Origin of the sequence: Ruminococcus sp. NK3A76 (assembly GCF_000686125.1) — a bacterium.
Classification (GTDB): Bacteria; Bacillota; Clostridia; order Oscillospirales; family Ruminococcaceae; genus NK3A76.
Window position 1 is genome coordinate 2,189,862 of the sequence record NZ_JMMA01000002.1, and the last position, 22,254, is coordinate 2,212,115.

Sequence of the window (22,254 nt, forward strand, 5' to 3'; positions counted from 1 at the left end):
CAAATATGTTGAAATCAGTGTTGGAATATGTTATAATACTATAAATATACATCCCAACATCTATTCTACCGAGGTGAAAGCATGGCTAAACGCAAAACTATCTGCTTCGTGACCGTAGCACCTGATTCGATACATTCGCAGAGGATAAGCAGGGGCATTTTCACTCAGTGTGAGAAATACGGCTACAACATCGCACTTTTCGCATCAATGATAAACCCCGAGTTCTACTACAAGGACTATGCGCACGGTGAGTGCAACATATACGAGCTGCCGAGCTTTGACGGCTTTGACGGCGTAATACTCGATACAGTAAGTCTTATGTATTCCAACAACTTCGACCTTGTTGACGGGCTTTACAAAAAGATAAAGCAGACCGGCACTCCGGCTGTGAGCATAAGTGTCCCCTACAAGGATATGCCGGCCATACAAAACAGCAACGAGCTGATGCTGCGTGAGCTCTGCCGCCATGCGATTGAAGTACACGGCTGCAAGGAGATATGCCTGCTGACCGGGCAGAAGGACAACTACGAGGCTCAGCAGAGGCTTGCCACTTTTATTGACGAGATAGAAAAGCACGGGCTGACCGTCAAGGAAGAACACAGGATATACGGCAATTTCTGGTACGAGAGCGGCAACCAGCTCGCAAGGGACATTATAGACGGCAGGATATCAAAGCCTGATGCCGTGATAGCCGCAAGCGACCACATGGCGCTCGGTTTTATCGAGGAATACACCAAGCTCGGCGGAAAGGTGCCTGAGGACATATGCGTGCTCGGCTTTGAAGCGACTGTTGAGGCAGCGCTTGACGAGATTACTCTTACCACGATAGAATCAAACTTCGCAAGGTGTGCTGCCGATGCGGTAGACTACATAAGGAGCATTATAGAACCCGGCGCTGAGATAAAGCCTTTTGAAAGGTCTTTAGACAAGATGATGCACACCGGCGACAGCTGCGGCTGCCATGCCGATGTAAAGCACACGATGAAAACGCTTCATTCGCTCATATACTACACGGGCAGGAACTACACCGAGGACGTATTCAACGACAACATAGACATAGGCCTGCTTATGGAAACCTACATTCCCGAGCAGCTTGCGGCAGCAGAAACGCCCGAGGAATGCATAGACGGCATATCAAAGGCGACATACATCATAATGCCGTTTGAGAGGTTTTTCCTCTGTCTGCGTGATGACTGGCTCAATTCTGACAGCGACATCACCGAAGGCTATCCTGACAAGATGCGGCGAATTATAATGCGCTCGAACATTGACGGGAACAATTACAGCAAGATAAGCGAGAGCGTGCTGTTTGACACACACGATATGCTGCCTCAGATGTACGATGAATTTGATGTTCCGTATGCGTATTATTTCGCAGCTGTGCATTTTTCGGACAAGACGCTCGGCTATGCAGTATTGCAGCGAAAGCTCAGCGACTACAGCAAATACAACCTTGTATACCGCAACTGGCTGAGATTTGTAAACACGGCTTTAGAAATGACACGCACCAAGAACCGCTTTATGCTGCTCTCGATACATGACAAGATGACAGGGCTTTTAAACAGGCGTGGAATGTACGAGCAGCTTGACGAGCTGACAAAAAAGCTCGACGACAGCAGCGAGCTGATAGCCGTCGTGATAGACATGGACGGGCTCAAATACATAAACGACACATTCGGCCACACCGAGGGCGACTACGGCATAAAGCTCGTAGGCGAAGCTGCTCTTGCAGTGACCGAGCAAGGCGACATATGCGCCCGTGCAGGCGGCGATGAATTCTACATCGCAGGCATAAGGCCAAAGGGCAGCTTTAACAGCAGCAAATTGACAGAGCTTTTCTGCGACAAGCTCAGCGAGCTCGGCAAAGCGCACGACAACAAGCCGTTCCTTGTTTCGGCGAGCATAGGCTGTGCTGTAGGCAGCGGTGATGATATCGACTTTGAGACGATACTTGCCGAGGCTGATGAGAATATGTACCGCTTCAAAATGGCAAGAAAAAAGCAGCGCAGATGAATATCTGCCCGGTCAGAATCACACAAAAAAGGTATCGCACAATGCGATACCTTTTTTAATTGTTCACTCTTCACTCGGCGGCTGCTCCGCTTCGGGCATTATTATATCACAGATACCGAAATAATCTGTGGGGTCCTGCTTATTGGCATAGTCGGGGGTGGTTATCTTAAAGTCTTTAAGAAACGTCTCCGGGGGCGTGAGCCAGACTGCGCCCTTGTCCTTTGAAAACTCAACACGGCGCATATAGCAAATATCCTCCTGCGCATCGGGGTCTAAAAGCCAGTAGACCTCCTTATCCATAGCGATACCGTTACGCTTTATGTCATAGGTGAGCTTTACGCCTAAATATCCGCTGTCAAGCTCAACGCTCTCGCACTTTATCTCGCTCACACTGCTGTCATCGGCAGGCTCACGGAAGACATTTGCGGTATTAAACACATTTAAGATCTCGGGTATGGCGGCAGTATCGTTTGTATTTATGCCAAGCTCGAGCCATTCTCTGTGTGAAGCGTCAAGACCTGTGTAGTTATAGGCATCAAGTCCTTCATTTGCGATAAATGCAGGGGTGAGTTTTTCGATGTCGCTTTTGAGAAGTTTTACAAAATCCGCCTTGTTCTGTATGGGCGATATGCCATATTCGGGGTGCTCCTCCCACCAGGAGAGCGGCTGGAACACAGCGCCTATGCTCGTAGTGAACCCCACCCTCACAAACTCATGCGAGTGCGGGAAATTGCCGTTTGTAAGGAATATAGCCGCTATGCAGGTCTTGTTCTGCTCGTGGGTCTCTATTTCCTTTGGCTTTCTGTTCTCTTTTTCGGCTGCCTTGCGCTCGTCGTCAAGACGCTTTTCGTCATTCTGCTCGTAGATATAGGCATTATAGCCGTCAGGCAGCTTAAAGCTGACACCCAGCCTGTCATAAGACACGGTGCCGCCGTCGGGTGCAAGCTCACGGGCATACATATCGTCGAGCCTTACCGTATCGGGCAGGCAGGCGTATTCGTCAGCCTCGGTTTGGTTTATCTCGTTTGCCTGCGACATCATATCCTCTATCGTTTCGTGAGATGAATCCTTTTCATTGCAGGCACACAGCAGCAAAGCCGCTGCAAGAAGCGGTATCAGCTTTAAACATTTCATAGCGCTATCCCTCCTGACCATATATACGAGGCTGACATGGTAAATCACTCAAACTTTTTTAAAACAACTCATCAAGCAGCAAATAATACCGCAGCTTTTCCTCGTTCTTTTTGACACCTATGGCATCGAACAGCTTCTCGGGGTCAACGCCCTTGTAGACGTGGCCGAAGGTGCCGTCGGCGTTGTGCTTCAGGCTACGGTAGAGCAGTGAGATATCACGCCACTTGTCGGCAACGCCCATATCACCGGTGTCGATAAGGCCGCTTAATTTGTCGCCGTTTATAAAGATATTGGGCAGGCAGAGATCGCCGTGAGAAACGCACAGCTCCTCCTTGGGCTTATTCTGCTCTAACCATTCAAGCAGCTCCCACGGGTCGGAGAAGCCGCCCTCGCCATATGTACCGGGAGCGCTTTTTGACATATCGACACGCCCTGCGACCACTCTTGCCCTTGCCTCTCTGAGCTCGGTGTCGAGCCTGCGCTCACGGGGGCATTTTCTTATATCGACCGACCACAGTCTGTGCAGGCTGTCAGCAAGCACAGGTATCAGAAGGTCAGGGTGCTCCATATAGAACCTGTCGCACGCCATGACGCCCTTTACACGCTCCATGAGCATATAACTCACGCCCTCGCACACGCCGTGGTAGATAAGATGCGGCAGCGGCAGAAGCTCTTCAAGCGAGCACATGACACTTATCGATGCAAATATGCTCTCACTCATAGGCTCGGTCTTTAGCACCATATCATCATAGATATACACATTGCCCTCAGACATACCTGTCTTGTCTATCTGACAGGTCTTGCCTTCGATATAGTGTCTTATGTTTTCGGGAATGTTTTGGGTCATTTTTCTCACCTCTTAAGTACTATTGTTATAAAACTCAATTATATATGCAGATCAGAGATCAACAGTAACATATTCTGTCAATCCGTTTTCTTTAATGATCCTTTTTGCATCTGCGGCCGTCAGTGAAGCACTTATGATATACGGTATCTTCCGGGTCGCTTGCAGAAACTCTCCTAACGGCATCTCTAAAGAGAATGCTATTTTTATTTTCATCAGGATACGCTTGTCAGTTATTTCCTTTTTTATAATGATCTGTGGTGTCCTGTATGCATTGCCGACAGAGCCGGTTTCAATAAAGCAATCATTTTCCAGATAATAATTGACAGCATTTATCAGCTGCTCTACTGACAGCCTGCTGTTTTTTATCATATAGGCGGTGATAACATCGACTATTATTTCATCTGTAACATAGCAATACATATCATTCAGGGCAGCAAGGGCGGGAAGGATCTCCTCATCGTCATCTGTCACTGTAACCCAGTCGGTAATACAGCATTTCGTATTATTCTCGATCTTTGATGTGTCTTTATAGTATACAGCCCATCCGTCATCAGGTATCTCTCCGTTTTCATCATAGATACAGAGTAATTCTTTTATCAGTTCCCCGAAATCCAATATCCTGTCCTTTAACATTTTTTGAGACCTCCATGATCCGCCGCACTGACAGTACATATATACCCGGCTATGTTTTTTACATTATATCATATCCTATCGCAAATAGCAAGTATTGACTTGTTTTTTGGCACAGGATATGGTATAATGAATGTAACACAATAATACTCAAAAAGGAGGTATGACATATGATAATGACCGACAAGAATAACTTTGAAAAAAGGATAGAGCGTGTGCTCATATCAGAAGACGAGATAAGGCAGAAGCTGGCTGAATACGGCAGCATCATCGACCGTGAATACGAGGGCAAGCCGCTGCTGCTCGTGAGTGTATTAAAGGGGGCGTTCATCTTCCTTGCAGACCTATCAAGAAACATCAGCATACCGCACGAGATAGCCTTCATGGCAGCACAGAGCTACTTTGACGGCACGACTTCTTCGGGAAACGTGAACATCACCCTCGACATAGCTCAGGACATAAGCAATTATAATGTGCTTATCGTTGAAGACATCATCGACACCGGCAGAACGCTCAGTCTCATCTACGACAAGCTGAGAGCCAGAGCTCCCCTGTCACTTAAAGTCATAACGCTGCTCGACAAACCGGAAAGACGTGTCGTTGATTTTAACGCAGACTACACGCTGTTTACCATACCCGACCATTTCGTGATAGGCTACGGGCTCGACTGCGGCGAATACTACAGAAACCTTCCCTACATCGCACAGTACAGGGAATAAGAGGTGATGCCGATGCTTGAAAAGATATTTAAACTCAAAGAGCACGGCACAAGTGTGCGGACTGAGATAGTTGCAGGCGTTACCACATTCATGACTATGGCGTATATCCTTGCTGTAAACCCGAGCGTGCTCTCGGACGCCGGCATGGACCCGACAGCAATACTGCTTGCGACCTGCATTGCGACCTTTATCGGCACAGCCTGCATGGCACTTACGGCAAATCTGCCGTTTGCCGTTTCATCAGGCATGGGGCTGAATGCGTTTTTTGCCTACACGATAGTGCAGCTTGGCGGCTACAGCTGGCAGACGGCACTATTAGCGGTGTTTGCAGAGGGTGTCATATTCATCATATTCTCACTTACAGGTGTCAGGGAAGCTATATTCAACTGCATACCTCTCATGCTCAAGCATTCCGTATCGGTGGGCATAGGCCTGTTCATATGCTTTATTGGCTTGCAGAATTCAGGGCTCTCTGCCGATGCTGACACGCTTGTGTCTTTGATCGATTTCAAGGAGCATTTCCACACAGCCGGGATATGCGCCCTGCTCGCACTTATCGGAACTGTGGGCATGGCTGTGCTGTACATCAGAAAAGTCCCCGGCTCAATACTCATAGGCATTTTCGGCACATGGGCGCTCGGCATAATATGCGAGCTGACAGGCATATACACCCCCGATGCCGATGCAGGATATCAGACACTTATACCCACATTTACAGCAACCGATTTCTCAAAGCTCGGCGAGACGTTCGGCAAATGCTTTGAGACTGACCTGAATGAAGTCGGCATAGTCAATTTCATAGTGATAGTGTGCTCGTTCATGTTTGTTGACCTGTTTGACACGATAGGCTCGCTGATAGGTGTCAGCGCAAAGGCAGGCGTGCTCGATGAAAACGGCAGGCTGCCTGCAATAAAGCCTGCGCTTATGGCTGATGCGGCTGCGACGACGGCAGGCGCTGTGCTCGGCACCTCGACGACTACAACATTTGTCGAGTCAGCCTCAGGTGTCGGCGCCGGAGGAAAGACAGGCCTCACCTCGATGACGACGGCTGTGCTTTTCCTGCTGTCGATGTTCTTTGCACCGATATTTATAGCGATACCCTCATTTGCGACAGCGCCTGCGCTTATACTTGTAGGCTTTCTGATGTTCTCATCAGTCGGTGAGCTTAAATTTTCCGAGGAGAACTACACGCAGGTCATTCCGGCATATCTTTGCATAATCGCAATGCCGCTGTTTTACAGCATTTCGGAGGGCATTGCACTGGGCGTTATCTCTTATGTGGTGATAAACCTCACCTGCGGAAAGCGCAAGGAGATAAAGCCGGTGATGTATGTGCTGGCGGTGCTGTTCATCATCAAATACATATTCCTGTGATGTAAAAGGAGGGAGTTTTTATGGACAGATTTATGAAAGAAGCTATAGATGAGGCCCGTGACGGTATCCATGCAGGACACGGCGGACCGTTCGGCTGCGTGATAGTAAAGGACGGCAGGATAATAGGCCGTGGGCACAACGAAGTAGTAAAGCAAAACGACCCCACCTGTCACGGCGAGATGATGGCGATACGAATCGCCTGCAAAAACACCGGCAGCTTTGACCTGAGCGGCTGCGAGCTTTACACAACGGCAGAGCCCTGCCCGATGTGCAGCGGCGCTATAAAATGGGCAAACATCGCAAAGGTCTACTACGGCTGCAATGTTTCGGACACTGACAATATAGGCTTCCGTGACAAGGTGTTTTATGAAAACCCCGACGATGCATCGCAGGAGCTTGACCGGGCAGAGTGTCTTGAACTGTTTGAGGAATACAGGGGCATTCAGGGCAGGACGATGTACTGACCCGAAAAAAACATATACGGAGAAGTGTCGATATGAACAGGCTTATAATAGTTGAGGGGCTGCCCTGCTCCGGCAAGAGCACAGTCTCAAAATACATTGCCGACAGAGCGGGTGCGGTCTTTTATGACGAAGGCAGCGGCGAGCACCCTGCCGATTACGAGTTCCATGCTTTTTTGACTGAGTGTGATATATACACCTTTTCAGCCGGAGAGCAGACGCTCATAAGACAGCAAGCAACGCCAACTCACGGAGGATACATAGTGCCGATAGGGGCATTCAGCGGTGCGATGTGTGACAGGCTGATCCAATACAAGATATACGACTTCCTGCCGTGGGAGACAGAGCGGCCTCTGATGCTTGGCAAGTGGGAGGAGTTTGTAAAAAGTGCTGACAAGAACAAGCGATATGTATTCAACTGCGTGCTGCTGCAAAACCCCATGTGCGAGACAATGATGAGGTTCGGGTCTGACAGGCAGGTGTCTTTTGAGCACATAAAAAGCATCTGCGATATCATAAGGCCTATGGAGCCCTTTGTGGTATATCTTAAAATGAGCAATATCCGTGCTGCGATAGAAAAGGCCTTGCCGGAGCGTGGCAATGATTGGCTTGACGGGGTGATAAACTATCACTGCGGCGGAGCTTACGGAAAGGCAAATCACCTGAGCGGCTTTGACGGATACATCGCAGCGCTTGAAGAACGCCAGCGCAGAGAAACGGAGATACTGACAGCCTCAGGGATAGAGCACATGATACTTGATGACCCCTGCAATGACTGGGAGCGTGCCTACGCTCAGATAGCCGGGCGGCTCAGGATATAAGCAATAATTATTTGACACAAGGAGAAAAACATGAGCGACAAGCTGTACACACCTACAAACACCAACTCACAGAAATGCGTGAGAGATGTGCTCAAATACCTCTCAGGCATTACATATAATAAGATCATCACAGGGCAGCACGTTCAGACGCTTGACATGGAGGAGTACGAGCTGATAAAGGAGCAGACCGGCAAGGAGCCTGCGCTGCTCGGCTTTGAGCTGCTTTCATACTCCCCGAACATCAACTATCTCGACACAGACGACGAGTGCATGACCGAGGTCGTGGAAAACTACGGTATGCTTAAGCGTGCGTGGGAGTGGGCAGAGAAGAAGGGGCTTATCACATTCACATGGCACTGGTTCTCGCCGCTGGGAGGAAGGAGCAAGTCGTTCTTCACGGAGAACACAGAGTTTGACGCTTCGCTTGCTATCAAGGAAGGCACGCCCGAGCACGATGCACTGATAAAAGACATGGACGTTATGGCAGGGCTGCTGCGGCCTTTCTGTGACAAAGGCATACCGATACTCTGGCGGCCTTTCCACGAGGGCGACGGCGGCTGGTTCTGGTGGGGCGCTAAGGGGGCAAGTGTTGTAAAAGCGCTTTGGCGGATAATGTATGAGAGATACACCGTTCATCACGGGCTCAACAATCTCATATGGGTATGGAACTCACAGGTGCCGGAATGTTACCCGGGTGATGATGTGGTAGACATAATATCCCGTGACCTCTACCCCGAGCCTCACGCTCACACCTCACAGAAAGCTGCCTACGACGAGCTGTTAAAGATAACAGACACGCCAAAGATAGCAACTATCGGCGAGATAGGCGTTCTGCCCGACCCGGGTGCGATACACTCAGAAGGTGCAGGCTGGGCAGCATTCATGGTATGGTCGAAGGAATTTTGTCTGGGCGAGAAGCACAGCAGCTATGACTATCTCAGGCAGGTCTACAGCAGCCCGTTCTCGGTGACGCTCGACACTCTGCCGGCGCTTTACTGAAATTTCAAAAAAGCTCTTGACAAGTCGGGCATAATATGATATAATTTTAAAGTCGGGTCGGCAAGGCTCGGCTTTAAATTGTGGATCAGTGCGCAAGACACCCACCTCGCCGGATACGGGCGTGTAAAAATTCATATCTTTATTTTTTGGCTCTGCCAAAAATAATGCAGGAGTGGCGGAATGGCAGACGCGCTGGCTTCGGGTGGCGTTATGTTGATGACATATCCTGTACTATCGTGGATCAATTTGCATAAACTCAGCAAGCAGAGTTTGCACCCACCTCGCCAAATTTGAGGCGTATAAAAGTTTCAAATATTTATATTTTGCAGGAGTGGCGGAATGGCAGACGCGCTGGCTTCAGGTGCCAGTGATCGCAAGGTTGTGTGGGTTCAAGTCCCATCTCCTGCACCAACAAAAAGCACAATGTCTTGAGCGAAGCGAAAGATATTGTGCTTTTTGTTTTGGAGCAGAATGCAGACTTGAAGCCACTGTTCAACGTCCCATCTCCTGCACCAACAAAAAGCACAATGTCTTGATCGAAGTGAGAGATATTGTGCTTTTTGTTTATGGAGCAGAATGCAGACTTGAAGCCACTGTTCAACGTCCCATCTCCTGCACCATCACCTATTAACAAAAAAGATGACAAGGGCTCAAACAGCGTAGATACGCGGTTTGAGCCTCTTGCTTTACCCAAAATTTTTATATCTTAACCGAGGATGACATTTTCAAAATAACGCAATGCAACGGGACTTGAACCCGTACATTACTAAACATTATCAAGCAAATATCCATTTTTCGAGAGCGGAAAGCTCCCAAAAACAAGATTTTTTCAAAAAAACATTCATAAACATATCTGCCTGGATTTGTTGGTATCTCACAAAAATGAGGTACCAAGAAATTCGGGCTTTTTTTATTGCCCGAAAAACCATATACCATATTAATGGAGGACGAAAACAATGGACAACTACAAACTGTACGCAAACCTCATACGCAAGCCGAACTCAAGTGATTTCAACGCCCGTCCCTGCGTGGTGGAAGAATAGATCCCGCTCAGCCATTGGAGCTTTGAGCAGATCAAGCAGGATCCCCTGCACGACCATGAAGCGGTCAAGGCTTACCGCGACATTATGTTCTGCGATAATGAGACCAACCACTGCATTATGCTCCTTGATGACTTCGGGAGTGACGGCATACTTGTGGAGAGCGAGGGATATGACTATCCCCGGTACTCCTGCTTCGTGCCGAATGCAAGGGTGCTGTATGTCAGCTTCTAACCCTTGGTCACTGCCTTTGCTATCTTTGCCATTTTAATTACCTCCGTAAAGTATGGCAGATTTTGTTTTCAATGTCTGAATTATACTGTCCGTTTGTTGCAGTAAAGTTTGAGTTTTGTTTCAGTAATATTAAAATGAGCTGATGTGTCTTGAAAGCTGAATGGATTTTTGGTATAATGATAACAAGAATAGTCAAAGGGAGTGATACTTTGAGATCTCCACACTTTGCATACCAAAAACTGCTTCACCCGTCGGGGAAAGCAGTCGTACTCATAGATATTATCGCAGCTCCGCTTGTTATCATCGCACTGGTGTTTTTATCGCCGCTGAATCCCATTTCTATAGTCGCCTATCTGTTGTCCGCCTATGCACTTGCGATCTCGGTCATGAATGCAGGGCGAATATACAGAAATATCCGAACAGCAGTCAGGGAGGATAAAATTCCCGTAGTTGTGTGGTTCAAAAAAATGATGCGGAAAAACAAGTACACAGCTCTCTATTTGGAAAGCGCTGATTTCCGTGCGGAAATATCACTGTATTCCGGGCTTACAGCAAACCTGATATTTGCCGTATTCAAGGGTACATCGGGTGTGTATTATCATTCTACATGGCTTGGCTCTGTAGGGGTATACTATCTTGTGTTCGGGGCGATACGCTTTATGCTGATGAAGAATTACCGTGTTCATAAAAATGACGAGCATACAAAAGACATCCGTCTGCATGAATATGTGACCGTGCGAAGCTGCGGCGTTATGATGATCCTGCTCACGCTCACTGTAACGAGCATAGCTTACCACATGATCGAAAAGAACGATACGAGTAATTATTCAAAGCTCGTTGCAATCGTTTCAGCAGTCTATACATTTTATTATGTTATCACAGCGATCATCAGTGCGGTGTCCTTCCGAAAGCGTGACAATGCGATACTTGCCGCCACAAAAAAACTGAATATCTCAGGGGCGGCACTTTCGATGTTCACTTTGCAGACCGCCATGATACACACCTTTGACGGAACGGTAAGCAGTTATTCACGAACGATGAATACCATTACGGGTACAGCAGTCATGCTTATCATGCTGTGGAATGCCTTGTCTATGAGCGTCAGGGCGCAGCGAAACATCAGACAGGAGGAATTACAATGATACATATTTTAGTTGTTGACGATGACAAAGACCTGAACCGCCTTGTGTGCAGTTATCTGAATGACAGCGGATTTTCGGCAAAGGGCTGTCTGTCGGTAAATGAGGCATATGATGAGATGTACGCCAATCTTTACGACCTCATCATTTCAGACATTATGATGCCGAAAATTGACGGCTTTGAGTTTGCGGAGACTGTCCGTAAGCTGAATGCGAATATCCCTATTCTGTTTCTCTCGGCAAGAGATGATCTGTCGGCAAAAGAAAAGGGCTTCCGATTGGGCATTGATGATTATATGGTCAAGCCCGTGGAGCTTGCGGAACTGGAAATGCGTGTGAGGGCGCTCCTGCGCAGGGCGAATATCGCAGAGTCCAAAAAGCTGACGGTGGGCGACCTGACACTTGACGGCGATGCGATGTCAGGCACGGTAAACGGCGAGGAAATGCCCCTTTCCACACGGGAATTTAATATCCTGTTCAAGCTGCTGTCCTACCCGAACAAGACATTTTCGAGGGCGCAGCTCATGGACGAGTTCTGGGGCGTGGACTCTGACGCAAGCCTGCGTTCGGTGGACGTGTATATCACAAGGCTGCGTGACAAAACGGCGGTCTGCTCCGGATTTGAGATCAAGACGATTCGGGGTATCGGCTACAAGGCGGTACTGAAATGAAACATCAGGGAATTGCAAATGCCGTCAAAAACAGCCGTTTTCCGAAGTCGATTTTTTTCGGATATTTCGGTGCCTTGCTGCTGCTGTCCGGTGTGCATATCGCACTGCTGCTCGGTATGCAGCGGGCGCATTTCAATGAAATCCTCCTGATCCATGTGATTCTGATTTTCTGGGCACTGGTCGCAGGCGGGCTGACGCTCTACACGCGCCATCAGGTACGAAAGACCTATGAGCTGCCTATGCTCCGTCTTGCAGATGCGGCTGCAAAGATCGCAAAGGGCGATTTTTCGGTGCGCGTCGAGCCGATCAATGAGCATGAGAAATTTGACTATCTCGATGTGATGATCGGGGATTTCAACAAAATGACAGAGGAGCTTGGCAGCATTGAAACGCTCCGTGTGGACTTTTTTTCAAATGTTTCCCACGAGATCAAGACGCCGATCGCCGTGATCCAGAATGCAGCAGAAATGCTGAAAAAGCCCGGCCTGTCCGAGGAAAAACGACAGGAATACGTTGACACGGTCACAAATGCTGCCAAACGTCTGAACACACTCATCACGAATATCCTGAAGCTCAACAAGCTGGAAAAGCAAAGCATAACGCCTCATGTCAGTGCGTTTGATCTGTGCGATCAGCTTGTGCAGTCTGCACTGCTGTTTGAATCAATATGGGAGGAAAAGAGCATTGAGTTTGAAGCAGACATTGCAGACGAGCGCAGGCTCATCACCGCCGATGCAGAGCTTCTTCCGCTGGTGTGGAACAATCTGCTGTCCAATGCGTTCAAGTTTACAGAGAAGGGCGGAACGGTCACACTTCGGGAATACTCCGGAAACGGCAAGGTCATTGTCGAGATCGAGGACACCGGCTGCGGCATGGACGAGCAGACGAAAAAGCACGTCTTTGATAAATTCTATCAGGGCGACACCTCCCATTCTACTGAAGGGAACGGTTTGGGACTCGCGCTTGCGCTGCGTGTGTTGCAGCTTTCAGGCGGTGAAATTGATGTGCAGAGCGAACCGGGTAAGGGTACTAAATTTACCGTGACACTGAATATTTAGCGGAAAGCTGTCAGCTTACAGGGCTGGCAGCTTTTTAAGGCAACACCGCACGAAGATTGTGCGCAAATTACGCAGTCAGCTTTTTCGTCAGATTGCGCAGATTTTCCGAAGGAATACTACCGTATTTCAAGGAAAAAATGTGTAATATGACGGAAAAGATGCAAGTAAGTTGCGTACAAAGCCTTCAGGCGGTCTTTGTGCGGTGTTGCCTTAATATAACTGCAACAAAACTCAAACCTTACTGCAACAAAAGGGTAGTAAAATACAGACATACCAAATGAAACAGGAGGTCGCCTGAATGAGAAAGCGTATTGCGGTCATTGCAGGAATCACTGCTGCTGCCGGTGCAGTCATCGGTATATTTGTATGGAGGAAGAAAAAATGAGTATGATCGAAGTAAACAAACTTACAAAGGATTACGGTCACGGGAGAGGAATTTTCGATGTTACTTTTGAGGTGCATAAGGGTGAGACGCTCGGCTTTCTCGGCCCGAACGGTGCAGGCAAATCCACGACGATGCGCCATCTTATGGGTTTTGCTAAGCCCCAGAGCGGGACGGCGAGCATCGGCGGCCTTGACAGCACGGCAAAGCATCACGAGATCCTCAGAAATGTCGGCTATCTGCCCGGAGAGGTAGCACTCCCCGACGGCCTGACGGGCAGACAGTTTATCGAGATGATGCTTGCAATGAAGGGCACGGTCAGCAAGGGGCGCTCGGAAGAACTGCTTGAACGCTTTGCGCTGAATCCGGACGGCAATGTAAAACGAATGAGCATCGGCGAAAAACGAAAGCTGGCGGTCGTTACGGCTTTTATGTCAGACCCCGATATTCTTCTGCTCGATGAGCCGACAAGCGGTCTTGACCCTGTGATGCAGGACGTATTTATCGACTTTATCCGTGAGGAAAAGAAGTGCGGCAAAACGATACTGCTTTCAAGCCATATTTTCAGCGAGGTCGAAGCCCTCTGTGACCGCATTGCGATCATCAAGGACGGAAAACTGATCTCCACCGTAGATGCCGCCGATGTCAAGCACGGGCTGAAAAATGAGTTTACGATAGAATTTGAGACCAATGATGACTATGATAGATTCGTTCATTCGGGGCTGAATCCTGAAAAGGGCAATAAATCGTCTAAAAAGTGCGTGATCTCTGTTCCCGATCAACTGACAAATGCCTTTTTGTCGGCTCTTTCAAAGTGCCGTATCAGAAGTATTGACGAGCATTCCGTCAGCCTTGAGGAATACTTCATGCACTTTTATAAGAACGATAAGAGATTCGGTGTGGGGGGTGTGCAAAATGCCTGAGATCATCAAAATCGAGCATATGACCAAGGATTACGGCAAAGGGCGTGGAATATTCGATTTCAATATCTCGATCAATGAGGGCGAGGCATATGGGCTTGTGGGCACGAACGGCAGCGGAAAGACAACTACGATGCGTCACCTTATGGGCTTTCTTGCTCCCGACAGCGGAAGCTGCGAGATCGGCGGAATCAACTGCCGTCAGCATCCCGATCAGATTGCAAAGCGTGTAGGCTATGTGCCGGGGCAGATAGATTTTCCTGATGTAGGCAGCGGAACAAATTTCCTGAAAATTCAGGCGCAGTATCTCGGCATCAAGGATATGAGCTACACAGAAAAGCTGATAGATCTGTTCAAAATCGACACCTCTGCACCGCTGAAAAGAATGAGCAAGGGCATGAAGCAGAAAATGGCGCTTGTTGCAGCGTTCATGGCAAAACCGGATATTCTGCTGCTGGACGAGCCCTCTACAGGACTTGACCCCGTTATGCGTGATGCCCTGATAGAGCTTATCCTTGAGCAGAAAAAGCGTGGAGCAACAGTTTTTATGTCCAGCCACATTTTCAAGGAGCTTGAAGATACCTGTGATAAAGTTACGTTTATTCACAACGGTAAAGTAATCAATACCATAGGACGTGATCTCTACGATGAGAATATGCCGAGACTTTATCGTGTAGGCTTTGCGGATGAAAAACAATATCATGAGTTCAAAAGTCACACCGGCTTTCAGATAGAAAGCAGCAATGACAAGTATAAGCATCTAATGGCAGTTGTTCCGATGAACGAGATGAACAGCTTTGTCAGAGAGCTTGCAGATTACGATATGCGGTATATGCGGTATGTGCCGTATTCCCTTGAAATGTATTACAAGAAAGAGATAGAAAACGGAGGAAATGTATAATGTTCAGCTTACCTTTATTCAAGCAGTCAGTGAAATCAAACTGGGTGTTGTGGACTGCCATTACGTCTGTCATGTCAGTACTGTGCGTGCAGTTTGCGGCGCTTGAAATGACGCAGCCATTGCTTTTTATTATATTCTACGGAATGATGACGACCATTCTCCCTTCCATTTATGCTCTCGTGACAGCCAATAAGCTCATCGCCAATCAGGTCGATCGCGGATCTATGGCATATGTGCTGTCAACACCGATCAAACGCTCTGCTGTGAATATTACACAGTCTGTATTTCTGATAGGTTCTCTTGCGGCGATGTTCGGCATCGAAACGCTCCTTCACCTTGCGGTCAATGCTGCAAAGCCGATCACGATTGCAACGGCTCTTGGCAACAGTGAGCTCCCGCTTCAAGGAAATCTGACCGCAAAGATGATCGTGCAGGTAAACCTGTCAGCGTTTGTGGTCTGCATTGCGATCGCTGCTGTATGTTTCATGTTCTCCGACATTTTCAATTCTGCAAAATACGCCATCGGTCTGAGCGGAACATTCGTGGGGGTGAATATCCTTGCCAATATGCTCTCCATGTTCGGAAGCCTCGGTGTCGGAGGTCTTGACAAGTTCAAGTATCTGACTATCTGCTCTTTTTACGATTATCAGTCAGTGCTGTTTTCAGAGAATAACTGGATCACAAAAATGATATACCCTGCGGCAATTGCTATTGTGGCTTTAACGATAGGCTTGGTAGTTTTTAAGAAAAAAGACCTGCCGCTGTGATGATATAAAAAATATAATAAGAGGTCTATGCCCTCCATTCGGGGGGACATAGACCTTTTTTGTTTTGATATGGTGTTTATTAAGGCAACACCGCACAACCATTGTGCGTCAGACACGCAGTCAAATTTTTCGTCAGATTGGCTAAATTTACCGCAGGAATACTAACGTATTTCAAGGTAAATTTGGGTAATATGACGGAAAATTTGCAAGTGGATGGCGTGCAAAGGTATCCGCCGGTGGTTGTGCGGTGTTGCCTTAAGTAAATCGTTATTCCTGTATTTCCTGTATCAATGCCGCACCGTCCTTGAAACCGACTTTATATGCTGAACGCATCTCATCAGCAGCAGTCTCGCTCACGCAGTCAAGTATCTTGTGGATCACTTCGATCTGCTCCTCTCTCAGCGAATCCTCAAAGGGGATCGAACGGGTACTTGGGCGTATTATCGGGAATTACTTATCTTGTTATCGACTTTGAACCCAGTGGATTCAAAGTTTAGATCATGGCAGGATAATGATTCATTCAAATCACATAAAAACAAACTCCCCGGAACTGCTCATACGAACAGCTCCGGGGAGCATCATTTTGGGATCATAACTTAGCGAGGTATTATCCCTCAATTGCAATATACTTGTGATTCTCCATCTTCTTAGGCTCTGCCTTCGGAACGCAGATGTTCAGAACACCGTCCTCGAACTTCGCCTTCACATCGGCTTCTTTAACAGTATCTCCGATATAGAAGCTCCTCTGCATTGCGCCTGCGTAACGCTCCTGACGGATCAGCTTGCCCTTCTTAGTTTTTTCGTCCTTGTCAAGTCCCTTTGCGGCGCTGACAGTCAGATAACCGTTCTGAAGCTCAAGATTGATCTGATCTTTCTTGAAGCCCGGCAGGTCGATCACGATCTCATAGTGATCATCATGCTCATGAACATCAGTCTTCATGACCTGTGCAGCGTGCTTGCCGTACAGCTTCTTCTCCACGTCTCTGCCGAAGTCAGGGAATCTGAAGAAATCATCGAATAAGTTTTCACCGAAAATGCTTGGATATAACATAGGTCAGTCCTCCTTTTTTACTCGTCACATTGTTTCCATTGCTTCGAGCAAGGGGACGGAGGGTTCAGCACCCGGATCCTTTGGTGCTTCTCTGTTCCTTTGTTCTGATTATATTATAGCACTCTGAATTAGCACTGTCAAGGGGAGAGTGCTAATTTTCACACAGGTTTCATTTTTTTGACAAGATTGTCACATTAGGTTGTGAGCAATAATAATCTGCCAATTGACCTTTTGACCGCAGTATGGTATAATTATCCTATATCGATCAAAGAAGCATAATAATACACAGTGAGGTTTTTAAAAATGTATAAGATCAAAATTGACACAGATAAAAAGATCACAGATATTTCAAAGAGTCTTTACGGCATTTTCTTTGAGGATATAAACCGTTCGGGTGACGGCGGACTCTATGCCGAGATGCTGGCAAACAGAGCCTTTGATGACGGCGTTATCCCTGACAGATGCACCTACTCCCCGGAAAGTAAAACTATTACCTCGCCTACGGGCTGGGTATGCAGCTTTAACTGCTTTGAGGGTGAGGGGATCTACGGCTGGAGGGCTGACAGCGCCGAAATGTCGCTTACCGATAAATGTACTCTGAACAGTGCAAGAAAGCGTGCTTTGAATGTCCTCTTTAACGGCGGAAAAATATACAACAGGGGCTTTGAAGGGCTTGCTGTCAGAGAAGGCAGTGAATACAGATTCTATATGTTCGCCAAAACCGAGACCGCCGCAGAGGTCGAAGCTCGTCTGGTTTTAAGTGACGGTGTCTGCATAAGCGACAGTCACACGTTTATTGTAAAGGGCGGATATACAAAATACGAGTGCATTTTCAAGGCAAACAAGACCGACTTTAATGCGGCACTTGAACTGTATTCGGATTCTTGTGAAACAGTAACTATCGGGTTTACATCTCTGTTCCCCATTGATACTTTTTGCGGCAGAGAAAACGGGCTTAGAAAAGACCTGGCCACTATGCTTGTAGGGCTTAAACCGTCCTTCCTGCGTTTCCCCGGAGGCTGCATTGTCGAAGGCTTCACAAGGGAGACCGCCTACCGTTTTGAGGACAGCATAGGTCCTGTGTGGGAGCGCAGACCGCACCGCCTGCTGTGGGGATATAACTCCACCAACGGGCTCGGATTTCACGAGTTTATGCAGTTTTGCGAGGACGCAGGGATAGACGCTATGTATGTTTTCAACTGCGGTATGACCTGTCAGGCTCGCTGTCCCGATTATTTTGATGACGGGCTTGTGGAGGAGTTTTATCAGGACGCCCGCCATGCAATACTCTATGCGACCGCACCTGCCGACAGCGAATGGGGTTCACAGCGTGCCGCCAACGGTCACACCGAGCCGTTCAAATGTCTGAAATATCTCGAGATCGGCAACGAGAATTATGGTGAAGAGTATGAAAAGCGATACAAGCTGTTTTACGACAGACTCAAAGCGGAATTTCCACAGTTTAAGTATATCGCCACCGACCACGTTGAAAACAGCGGTCTTTCTGCTGATCTGATCGACGATCATTACTATGCCGATCCGCTGTTTTTCGCATCAAACCATGATACCTACAACGGTCACACAAGCACAGATATCTATGTTGGCGAATATGCATCAACTATCGGCTGTAAACAGGGTACACTTATGGGTGCGCTGGGTGAGGCGGCATTACTGACAGGGATAGAATGGGATCAGGACAAGGTAAAAATGACCAGCTATGCACCGCTTCTTAATAACCCGAGATTCACAGAGTGGCAGCCCGACCTTATAACATTTAACAATCATCAATGCTATGGTATTCCCAGCTACTATATGCTGAAAATGTTTGCAGAAAACAGGGGCAACTATGTTTGCGGCTGCGATGTGGAAACTGGATACTTTTCCCGTCACGATAAGGGCAGCACTTGCCTGCTCACAGACGGAGATAAAAAAGCTATCGACAGCACCGAAACAAACACGGGTGTTGTTTACAGTTATGATTTTGATAAGCCTGTCAATGAACTGCATCTCACATTTTTTGACAACGGACTTAAAAACGAAGATCAGAACCGCTATGAACTGACAGCGGCAGACGGCAGATGTACTGTGACACATTATAACGGCTGGTCAAAAATGATAGTTTCCGAAAGCGAATACACGGGCGAGCTTGAAGTCAAGAGTTTTACTTTTTCTATTGACGGAAACAGCTATGAACTCTGCATAAACGGCGATCTCCTGCACAGCGGAATTATAAAACAAGTGCCTGACATCACAGCGGTCTGCACAGTAGATACAGCTAAAAATGAACTGATAATAAAGCTGGTAAATCTGACTGAGAGTGATATTGAGGTTTCACTTGAAAGCGACAGAGCATTGAGCAGGGAGTTCTGTGTTCAGACTCTCACCGCAAACAGCAAGGACGATGGCAACAGCTTTGCTGAACCCGAAAAGGTCATACCAAGGCGCAGATGTATTTCGGTCGACGATAGTATTGTGCGCGTGTCTGCAAGTTCGGTCAATGTATTCAGGGCAGGTATAGGTTAAGGAGAACTTGATTTGTGATCAGTATATCATAATAAGAAATGGCTATCAAGAAAAAAGGGCAAAACTTACGGCAAAAACTCAAAATCTTACGGCAGATTTTCTGGGCTCTTTTTTCAGATATGATTTAAGGCAACACCGCACAACCCACGGCTAACGCCTCTGCACGTCATCTGCTTGCCAGCTTTCCGTCATATTACCCAAATTCTCCTTGACTTGCGCCAGCAAACCTGCGTCGAATTTAGGCAATCTGACGAAAATCTAGACGTCGCATCTGACGCACAGGAGTTGTGCGGTATTGCCTTAAAAAAAACAGAGAGTGTCCAGAAAAATAAGTAAGAATGATAGAAACTAAAAAAGCTCCATAATGGAGCAGAATGCAGACCCCCACCCGCTCAACGTCCCATCTTTTCATTAAAACATATACAGTCAAAAGCTCGTGTTCTACGGGCTTTTTTCTATGTTTTGGGCAATATCACCAATCAAGAAAATGAAATCATCCTGCTTTTTGACAAAATGATGTCTTGACAAAACTGTTTATGTGTTATATACTGTATATATACCACATAAACAGTTAAAACTGGAAGGAGTGCATCAGGTGAAAATATATCAGAATTCAAACGAACCTATATACAAGCAGATAGCCACCCAGCTCAGAGAGCAGATACTGACCGGCAAGCTGAAAGCCGGCGACCCTCTCCCCTCGATACGGGGTCTGGCACAGGACTTGAAGATAAGCGTTATCACCACTATGAAGGCTTACGAAGAGCTTTCAAACGAAGGACTGGCGACCGCTTCAAAGGGCAAGGGCTATTATGTCAACGCACAGGACGAGCGTATGCTCAAAGAACAGCATATGCGCCAGCTTGAAAAGAATCTGTCAGATGCGATATACTCCGCAAGGATAGCAGGTATCGGGCTTGAAGAAGTAGAACAGACGCTTGAGATGCTATGGAGCATTGACGAGGAATGATAGGCAATAAATAAGGAGATTAAGGATATGAATAACGCAATTGAGATAAATGGTATTACCAAAAGCTACAAGGATTTCACACTTGGTGAGGTTCAGGCCGCTATCCCCTGCGGCTTTGCAACGGCTCTGATAGGTGCCAACGGTGCAGGAAAGACCACGCTTATTGACATTCTTTGCGGTGTCACGAACAAAACGAGCGGTGACACTGTATACTTCGGCGACATGACAGATATTGATGATGACAGGCTGCGCAACCGAATCGGCTACTGTTCTTCGGCTAACTTTTTCCCTATGGACTGGACGCTCAAAAAGATAGCCGATTCTATGGAGCTCGGCTTTGACAATTTTGACAGGCAGCGCTTTGCACAGCTTTGCAAGCGCTTCAAGCTGGGCGACCCGGCTGAAAAGAAGCAGAAAAAACTCATGAAGCTATCAGACGGCAACAAGATGCGCACATACTTAGCCGCTGTGCTTGCAAGAGACACCGAGCTGCTTGTGCTCGATGAGCCTGCATCATCGCTCGACCCCCTCGCCCGTGATGTGCTCTGCGACCTGTTCCGTGAGTATCTTAACGAGCGTGACGGTGAACGTTCGGTGCTGTTCTCGACACACAATATCGCTGATATGGAGTATGCCACCGACTATGCGATATTCATGTCAAACGGCAAGGTCATAGAACAGGGCTTTGTCGAGGACTTAAAGCAGAAATACATACTCGTTCACGGCGATGCAGAGAACGCTGACAAGGCAAGGCCTTTCATGCTCTCCTTCTCAGGCGGAAGAACAGGCTTTGAGGGCATCGCACTTGCAAAAAACACAGATATGCTCGCAGCATACGACACAGCTATAGAGACACCCACATTACAGCAGCTGAGTGTCGGCATACTCAGAAAGGCGGAGGAAGATGACAAGTAAAACTCTTACGCTCTCGCAGGCGCACAAGATATACACAGGCAGCGGTATGTGGCTGTACGCTTTAAAGCTCGGCATATGCGGTGTGCTGATGTATTTTGCAAGCATACTCACCTTTTTTGCAATATCTATGCTGTCGAAGTGGGATGCTTCAGATGCTCTTAAAGAGATAACCGACATAGGGCTTATAAACATATTCCTGACGGTAGATGCAGGCATCATACTGATGATAACAGGGCTTGTGCAGTATAACAAATCATTGCCCGGCGGCAAGTATTTCCGCACGGTAAACGGCGGTTTTGACACTTACAGAAAGATGAAAGCCGCTTCAACTGTCGCCCGTGTCACAGCACTCATAATGATACTCATCTTCGGGGTCATCATTGATATTACGGGGACATTCACGTTCACACACGGAACAGTCGGTGCGGTGTATATAGGGGCATTTTTACTTGTCTGCGTTGGTCTTATAGACCTGTTGAGCCTTATCAAAAGCCCTGCATTAAGAGGCGGTGTAACGCCGGTCATTATCTTCGGGGCAGGCGCACTTGGTGTGGTAACGCCTGAAATATTTGACGGCAAGCTGTATTTTCCTCTTGCAGTTGCCGGGGCAGCAATACCACTTATCATTATTTCGCAGAAGGTAATGCTTGGCAACTACAAAAAGCATAAATGGAACTGACAAAGG

General features: G+C 47.5%; 21 protein-coding genes and 1 tRNA gene. 18 read left to right on the top strand and 4 right to left on the bottom strand.

What is annotated here, in order from left to right:
* Nucleotides 1-81 precede the first annotated feature (81 nt).
* On the top strand, nt 82-2,013 hold the full coding sequence (locus CD05_RS0110105) for a GGDEF domain-containing protein (protein WP_028510397.1): 1,932 nt from the start codon (nt 82-84) through the stop codon (nt 2,011-2,013).
* 63 nt (nt 2,014-2,076) lie between these two features.
* Here CD05_RS0110105 and CD05_RS0110110 read toward each other — a convergent pair whose 3' ends face one another.
* The 3 genes from CD05_RS0110110 to CD05_RS0110120 are packed head-to-tail and all read right to left on the bottom strand — an operon-like array spanning nt 2,077 to nt 4,627.
* Nucleotides 2,077-3,147 carry a hypothetical protein gene (locus CD05_RS0110110; RefSeq protein WP_028510398.1) on the bottom strand — a complete coding sequence of 357 codons (1,071 nt, stop codon included), beginning with the start codon at nt 3,145-3,147 and terminating at the stop codon, nt 2,077-2,079.
* Between the two features lie 58 nt (nt 3,148-3,205).
* Nucleotides 3,206-3,994, bottom strand: coding sequence for an APH(3') family aminoglycoside O-phosphotransferase (locus CD05_RS19785; RefSeq protein WP_028510399.1), 789 nt, complete (start codon nt 3,992-3,994; stop codon nt 3,206-3,208).
* A 51-nt stretch (nt 3,995-4,045) separates the two neighbouring features.
* Entirely contained in the window at nt 4,046-4,627 is a 582-nt protein-coding gene (locus tag CD05_RS0110120; protein ID WP_028510400.1) for a hypothetical protein, read from the bottom strand.
* 167 nt (nt 4,628-4,794) lie between these two features.
* Here CD05_RS0110120 and hpt point away from each other — a divergent pair, with 167 nt between their 5' ends.
* From hpt to CD05_RS0110205, 13 genes are all read left to right on the top strand, one after another.
* Entirely contained in the window at nt 4,795-5,343 is a 549-nt protein-coding gene (gene hpt / locus CD05_RS0110125; RefSeq protein WP_028510401.1) for a hypoxanthine phosphoribosyltransferase, read from the top strand.
* Between the two features lie 12 nt (nt 5,344-5,355).
* Complete coding sequence (locus CD05_RS0110130; RefSeq protein WP_028510402.1) at nt 5,356-6,717, top strand: NCS2 family permease; 1,362 nt, start codon at nt 5,356-5,358, stop codon at nt 6,715-6,717.
* Nucleotides 6,718-6,737: 20 nt separating this feature from the next.
* A complete protein-coding gene (locus CD05_RS0110135; RefSeq protein WP_028510403.1) occupies nt 6,738-7,181 on the top strand; it encodes a nucleoside deaminase in 444 nt (147 codons plus the stop codon).
* A gap of 32 nt (nt 7,182-7,213) precedes the next feature.
* Entirely contained in the window at nt 7,214-7,999 is a 786-nt protein-coding gene (locus CD05_RS0110140; RefSeq protein ID WP_028510404.1) for a hypothetical protein, read from the top strand.
* A gap of 30 nt (nt 8,000-8,029) precedes the next feature.
* Nucleotides 8,030-8,998 (top strand): glycosyl hydrolase, encoded by a 969-nt coding sequence (locus tag CD05_RS0110145; protein WP_028510405.1) that lies wholly within the window; start codon nt 8,030-8,032, stop codon nt 8,996-8,998.
* 325 nt (nt 8,999-9,323) lie between these two features.
* Nucleotides 9,324-9,409, top strand: a tRNA-Leu gene (locus tag CD05_RS0110155).
* Nucleotides 9,410-10,125: 716 nt separating this feature from the next.
* Nucleotides 10,126-10,272 (top strand): DUF6329 domain-containing protein, encoded by a 147-nt coding sequence (locus tag CD05_RS20635; protein ID WP_156947427.1) that lies wholly within the window; start codon nt 10,126-10,128, stop codon nt 10,270-10,272.
* A gap of 209 nt (nt 10,273-10,481) precedes the next feature.
* Entirely contained in the window at nt 10,482-11,414 is a 933-nt protein-coding gene (locus tag CD05_RS0110175; RefSeq protein ID WP_156947429.1) for a hypothetical protein, read from the top strand.
* Nucleotides 11,411-12,082: a response regulator transcription factor gene (locus tag CD05_RS0110180; protein ID WP_028510407.1), complete on the top strand. Its 672-nt coding sequence runs from the start codon at nt 11,411-11,413 to the stop codon at nt 12,080-12,082. Before CD05_RS0110175 ends, CD05_RS0110180 begins: the two co-directional genes overlap by 4 nt.
* Nucleotides 12,079-13,140, top strand: a complete 1,062-nt coding sequence (locus CD05_RS0110185; RefSeq protein WP_028510408.1) for a HAMP domain-containing sensor histidine kinase — start codon at nt 12,079-12,081, stop codon at nt 13,138-13,140. The genes CD05_RS0110180 and CD05_RS0110185 overlap by 4 nt, the downstream gene beginning before the upstream one ends.
* A 381-nt stretch (nt 13,141-13,521) precedes the next feature.
* Nucleotides 13,522-14,445, top strand: coding sequence for an ABC transporter ATP-binding protein (locus CD05_RS0110195; RefSeq protein ID WP_028510409.1), 924 nt, complete (start codon nt 13,522-13,524; stop codon nt 14,443-14,445).
* A complete protein-coding gene (locus CD05_RS0110200; RefSeq protein WP_028510410.1) occupies nt 14,438-15,343 on the top strand; it encodes an ATP-binding cassette domain-containing protein in 906 nt (301 codons plus the stop codon). Before CD05_RS0110195 ends, CD05_RS0110200 begins: the two co-directional genes overlap by 8 nt.
* A complete protein-coding gene (locus CD05_RS0110205; protein WP_028510411.1) occupies nt 15,343-16,110 on the top strand; it encodes an ABC transporter permease subunit in 768 nt (255 codons plus the stop codon). The genes CD05_RS0110200 and CD05_RS0110205 overlap by 1 nt, the downstream gene beginning before the upstream one ends.
* A 607-nt stretch (nt 16,111-16,717) precedes the next feature.
* On the opposite strand, the gene CD05_RS0110215 is transcribed toward CD05_RS0110205, so the two are convergent.
* Nucleotides 16,718-17,161: an Hsp20/alpha crystallin family protein gene (locus tag CD05_RS0110215; RefSeq protein WP_028510412.1), complete on the bottom strand. Its 444-nt coding sequence runs from the start codon at nt 17,159-17,161 to the stop codon at nt 16,718-16,720.
* Between the two features lie 303 nt (nt 17,162-17,464).
* On the opposite strand from CD05_RS0110215, the gene CD05_RS18280 reads away from it, so the two are divergent.
* The 4 genes from CD05_RS18280 to CD05_RS0110240 all read left to right on the top strand — a co-directional run bounded on the left by CD05_RS18280 (nt 17,465) and on the right by CD05_RS0110240 (nt 22,248).
* A complete protein-coding gene (locus CD05_RS18280) occupies nt 17,465-19,684 on the top strand; it encodes an alpha-L-arabinofuranosidase C-terminal domain-containing protein (RefSeq protein ID WP_051588942.1) in 2,220 nt (739 codons plus the stop codon).
* A 595-nt stretch (nt 19,685-20,279) separates the two neighbouring features.
* Nucleotides 20,280-20,654, top strand: coding sequence for a GntR family transcriptional regulator (locus tag CD05_RS0110230; RefSeq protein WP_028510413.1), 375 nt, complete (start codon nt 20,280-20,282; stop codon nt 20,652-20,654).
* Nucleotides 20,655-20,681: 27 nt separating this feature from the next.
* Entirely contained in the window at nt 20,682-21,569 is an 888-nt protein-coding gene (locus CD05_RS0110235; RefSeq protein ID WP_028510414.1) for an ABC transporter ATP-binding protein, read from the top strand.
* Nucleotides 21,559-22,248, top strand: a complete 690-nt coding sequence (locus tag CD05_RS0110240) for a hypothetical protein (protein ID WP_028510415.1) — start codon at nt 21,559-21,561, stop codon at nt 22,246-22,248. Before CD05_RS0110235 ends, CD05_RS0110240 begins: the two co-directional genes overlap by 11 nt.
* Nucleotides 22,249-22,254 lie beyond the last annotated feature (6 nt).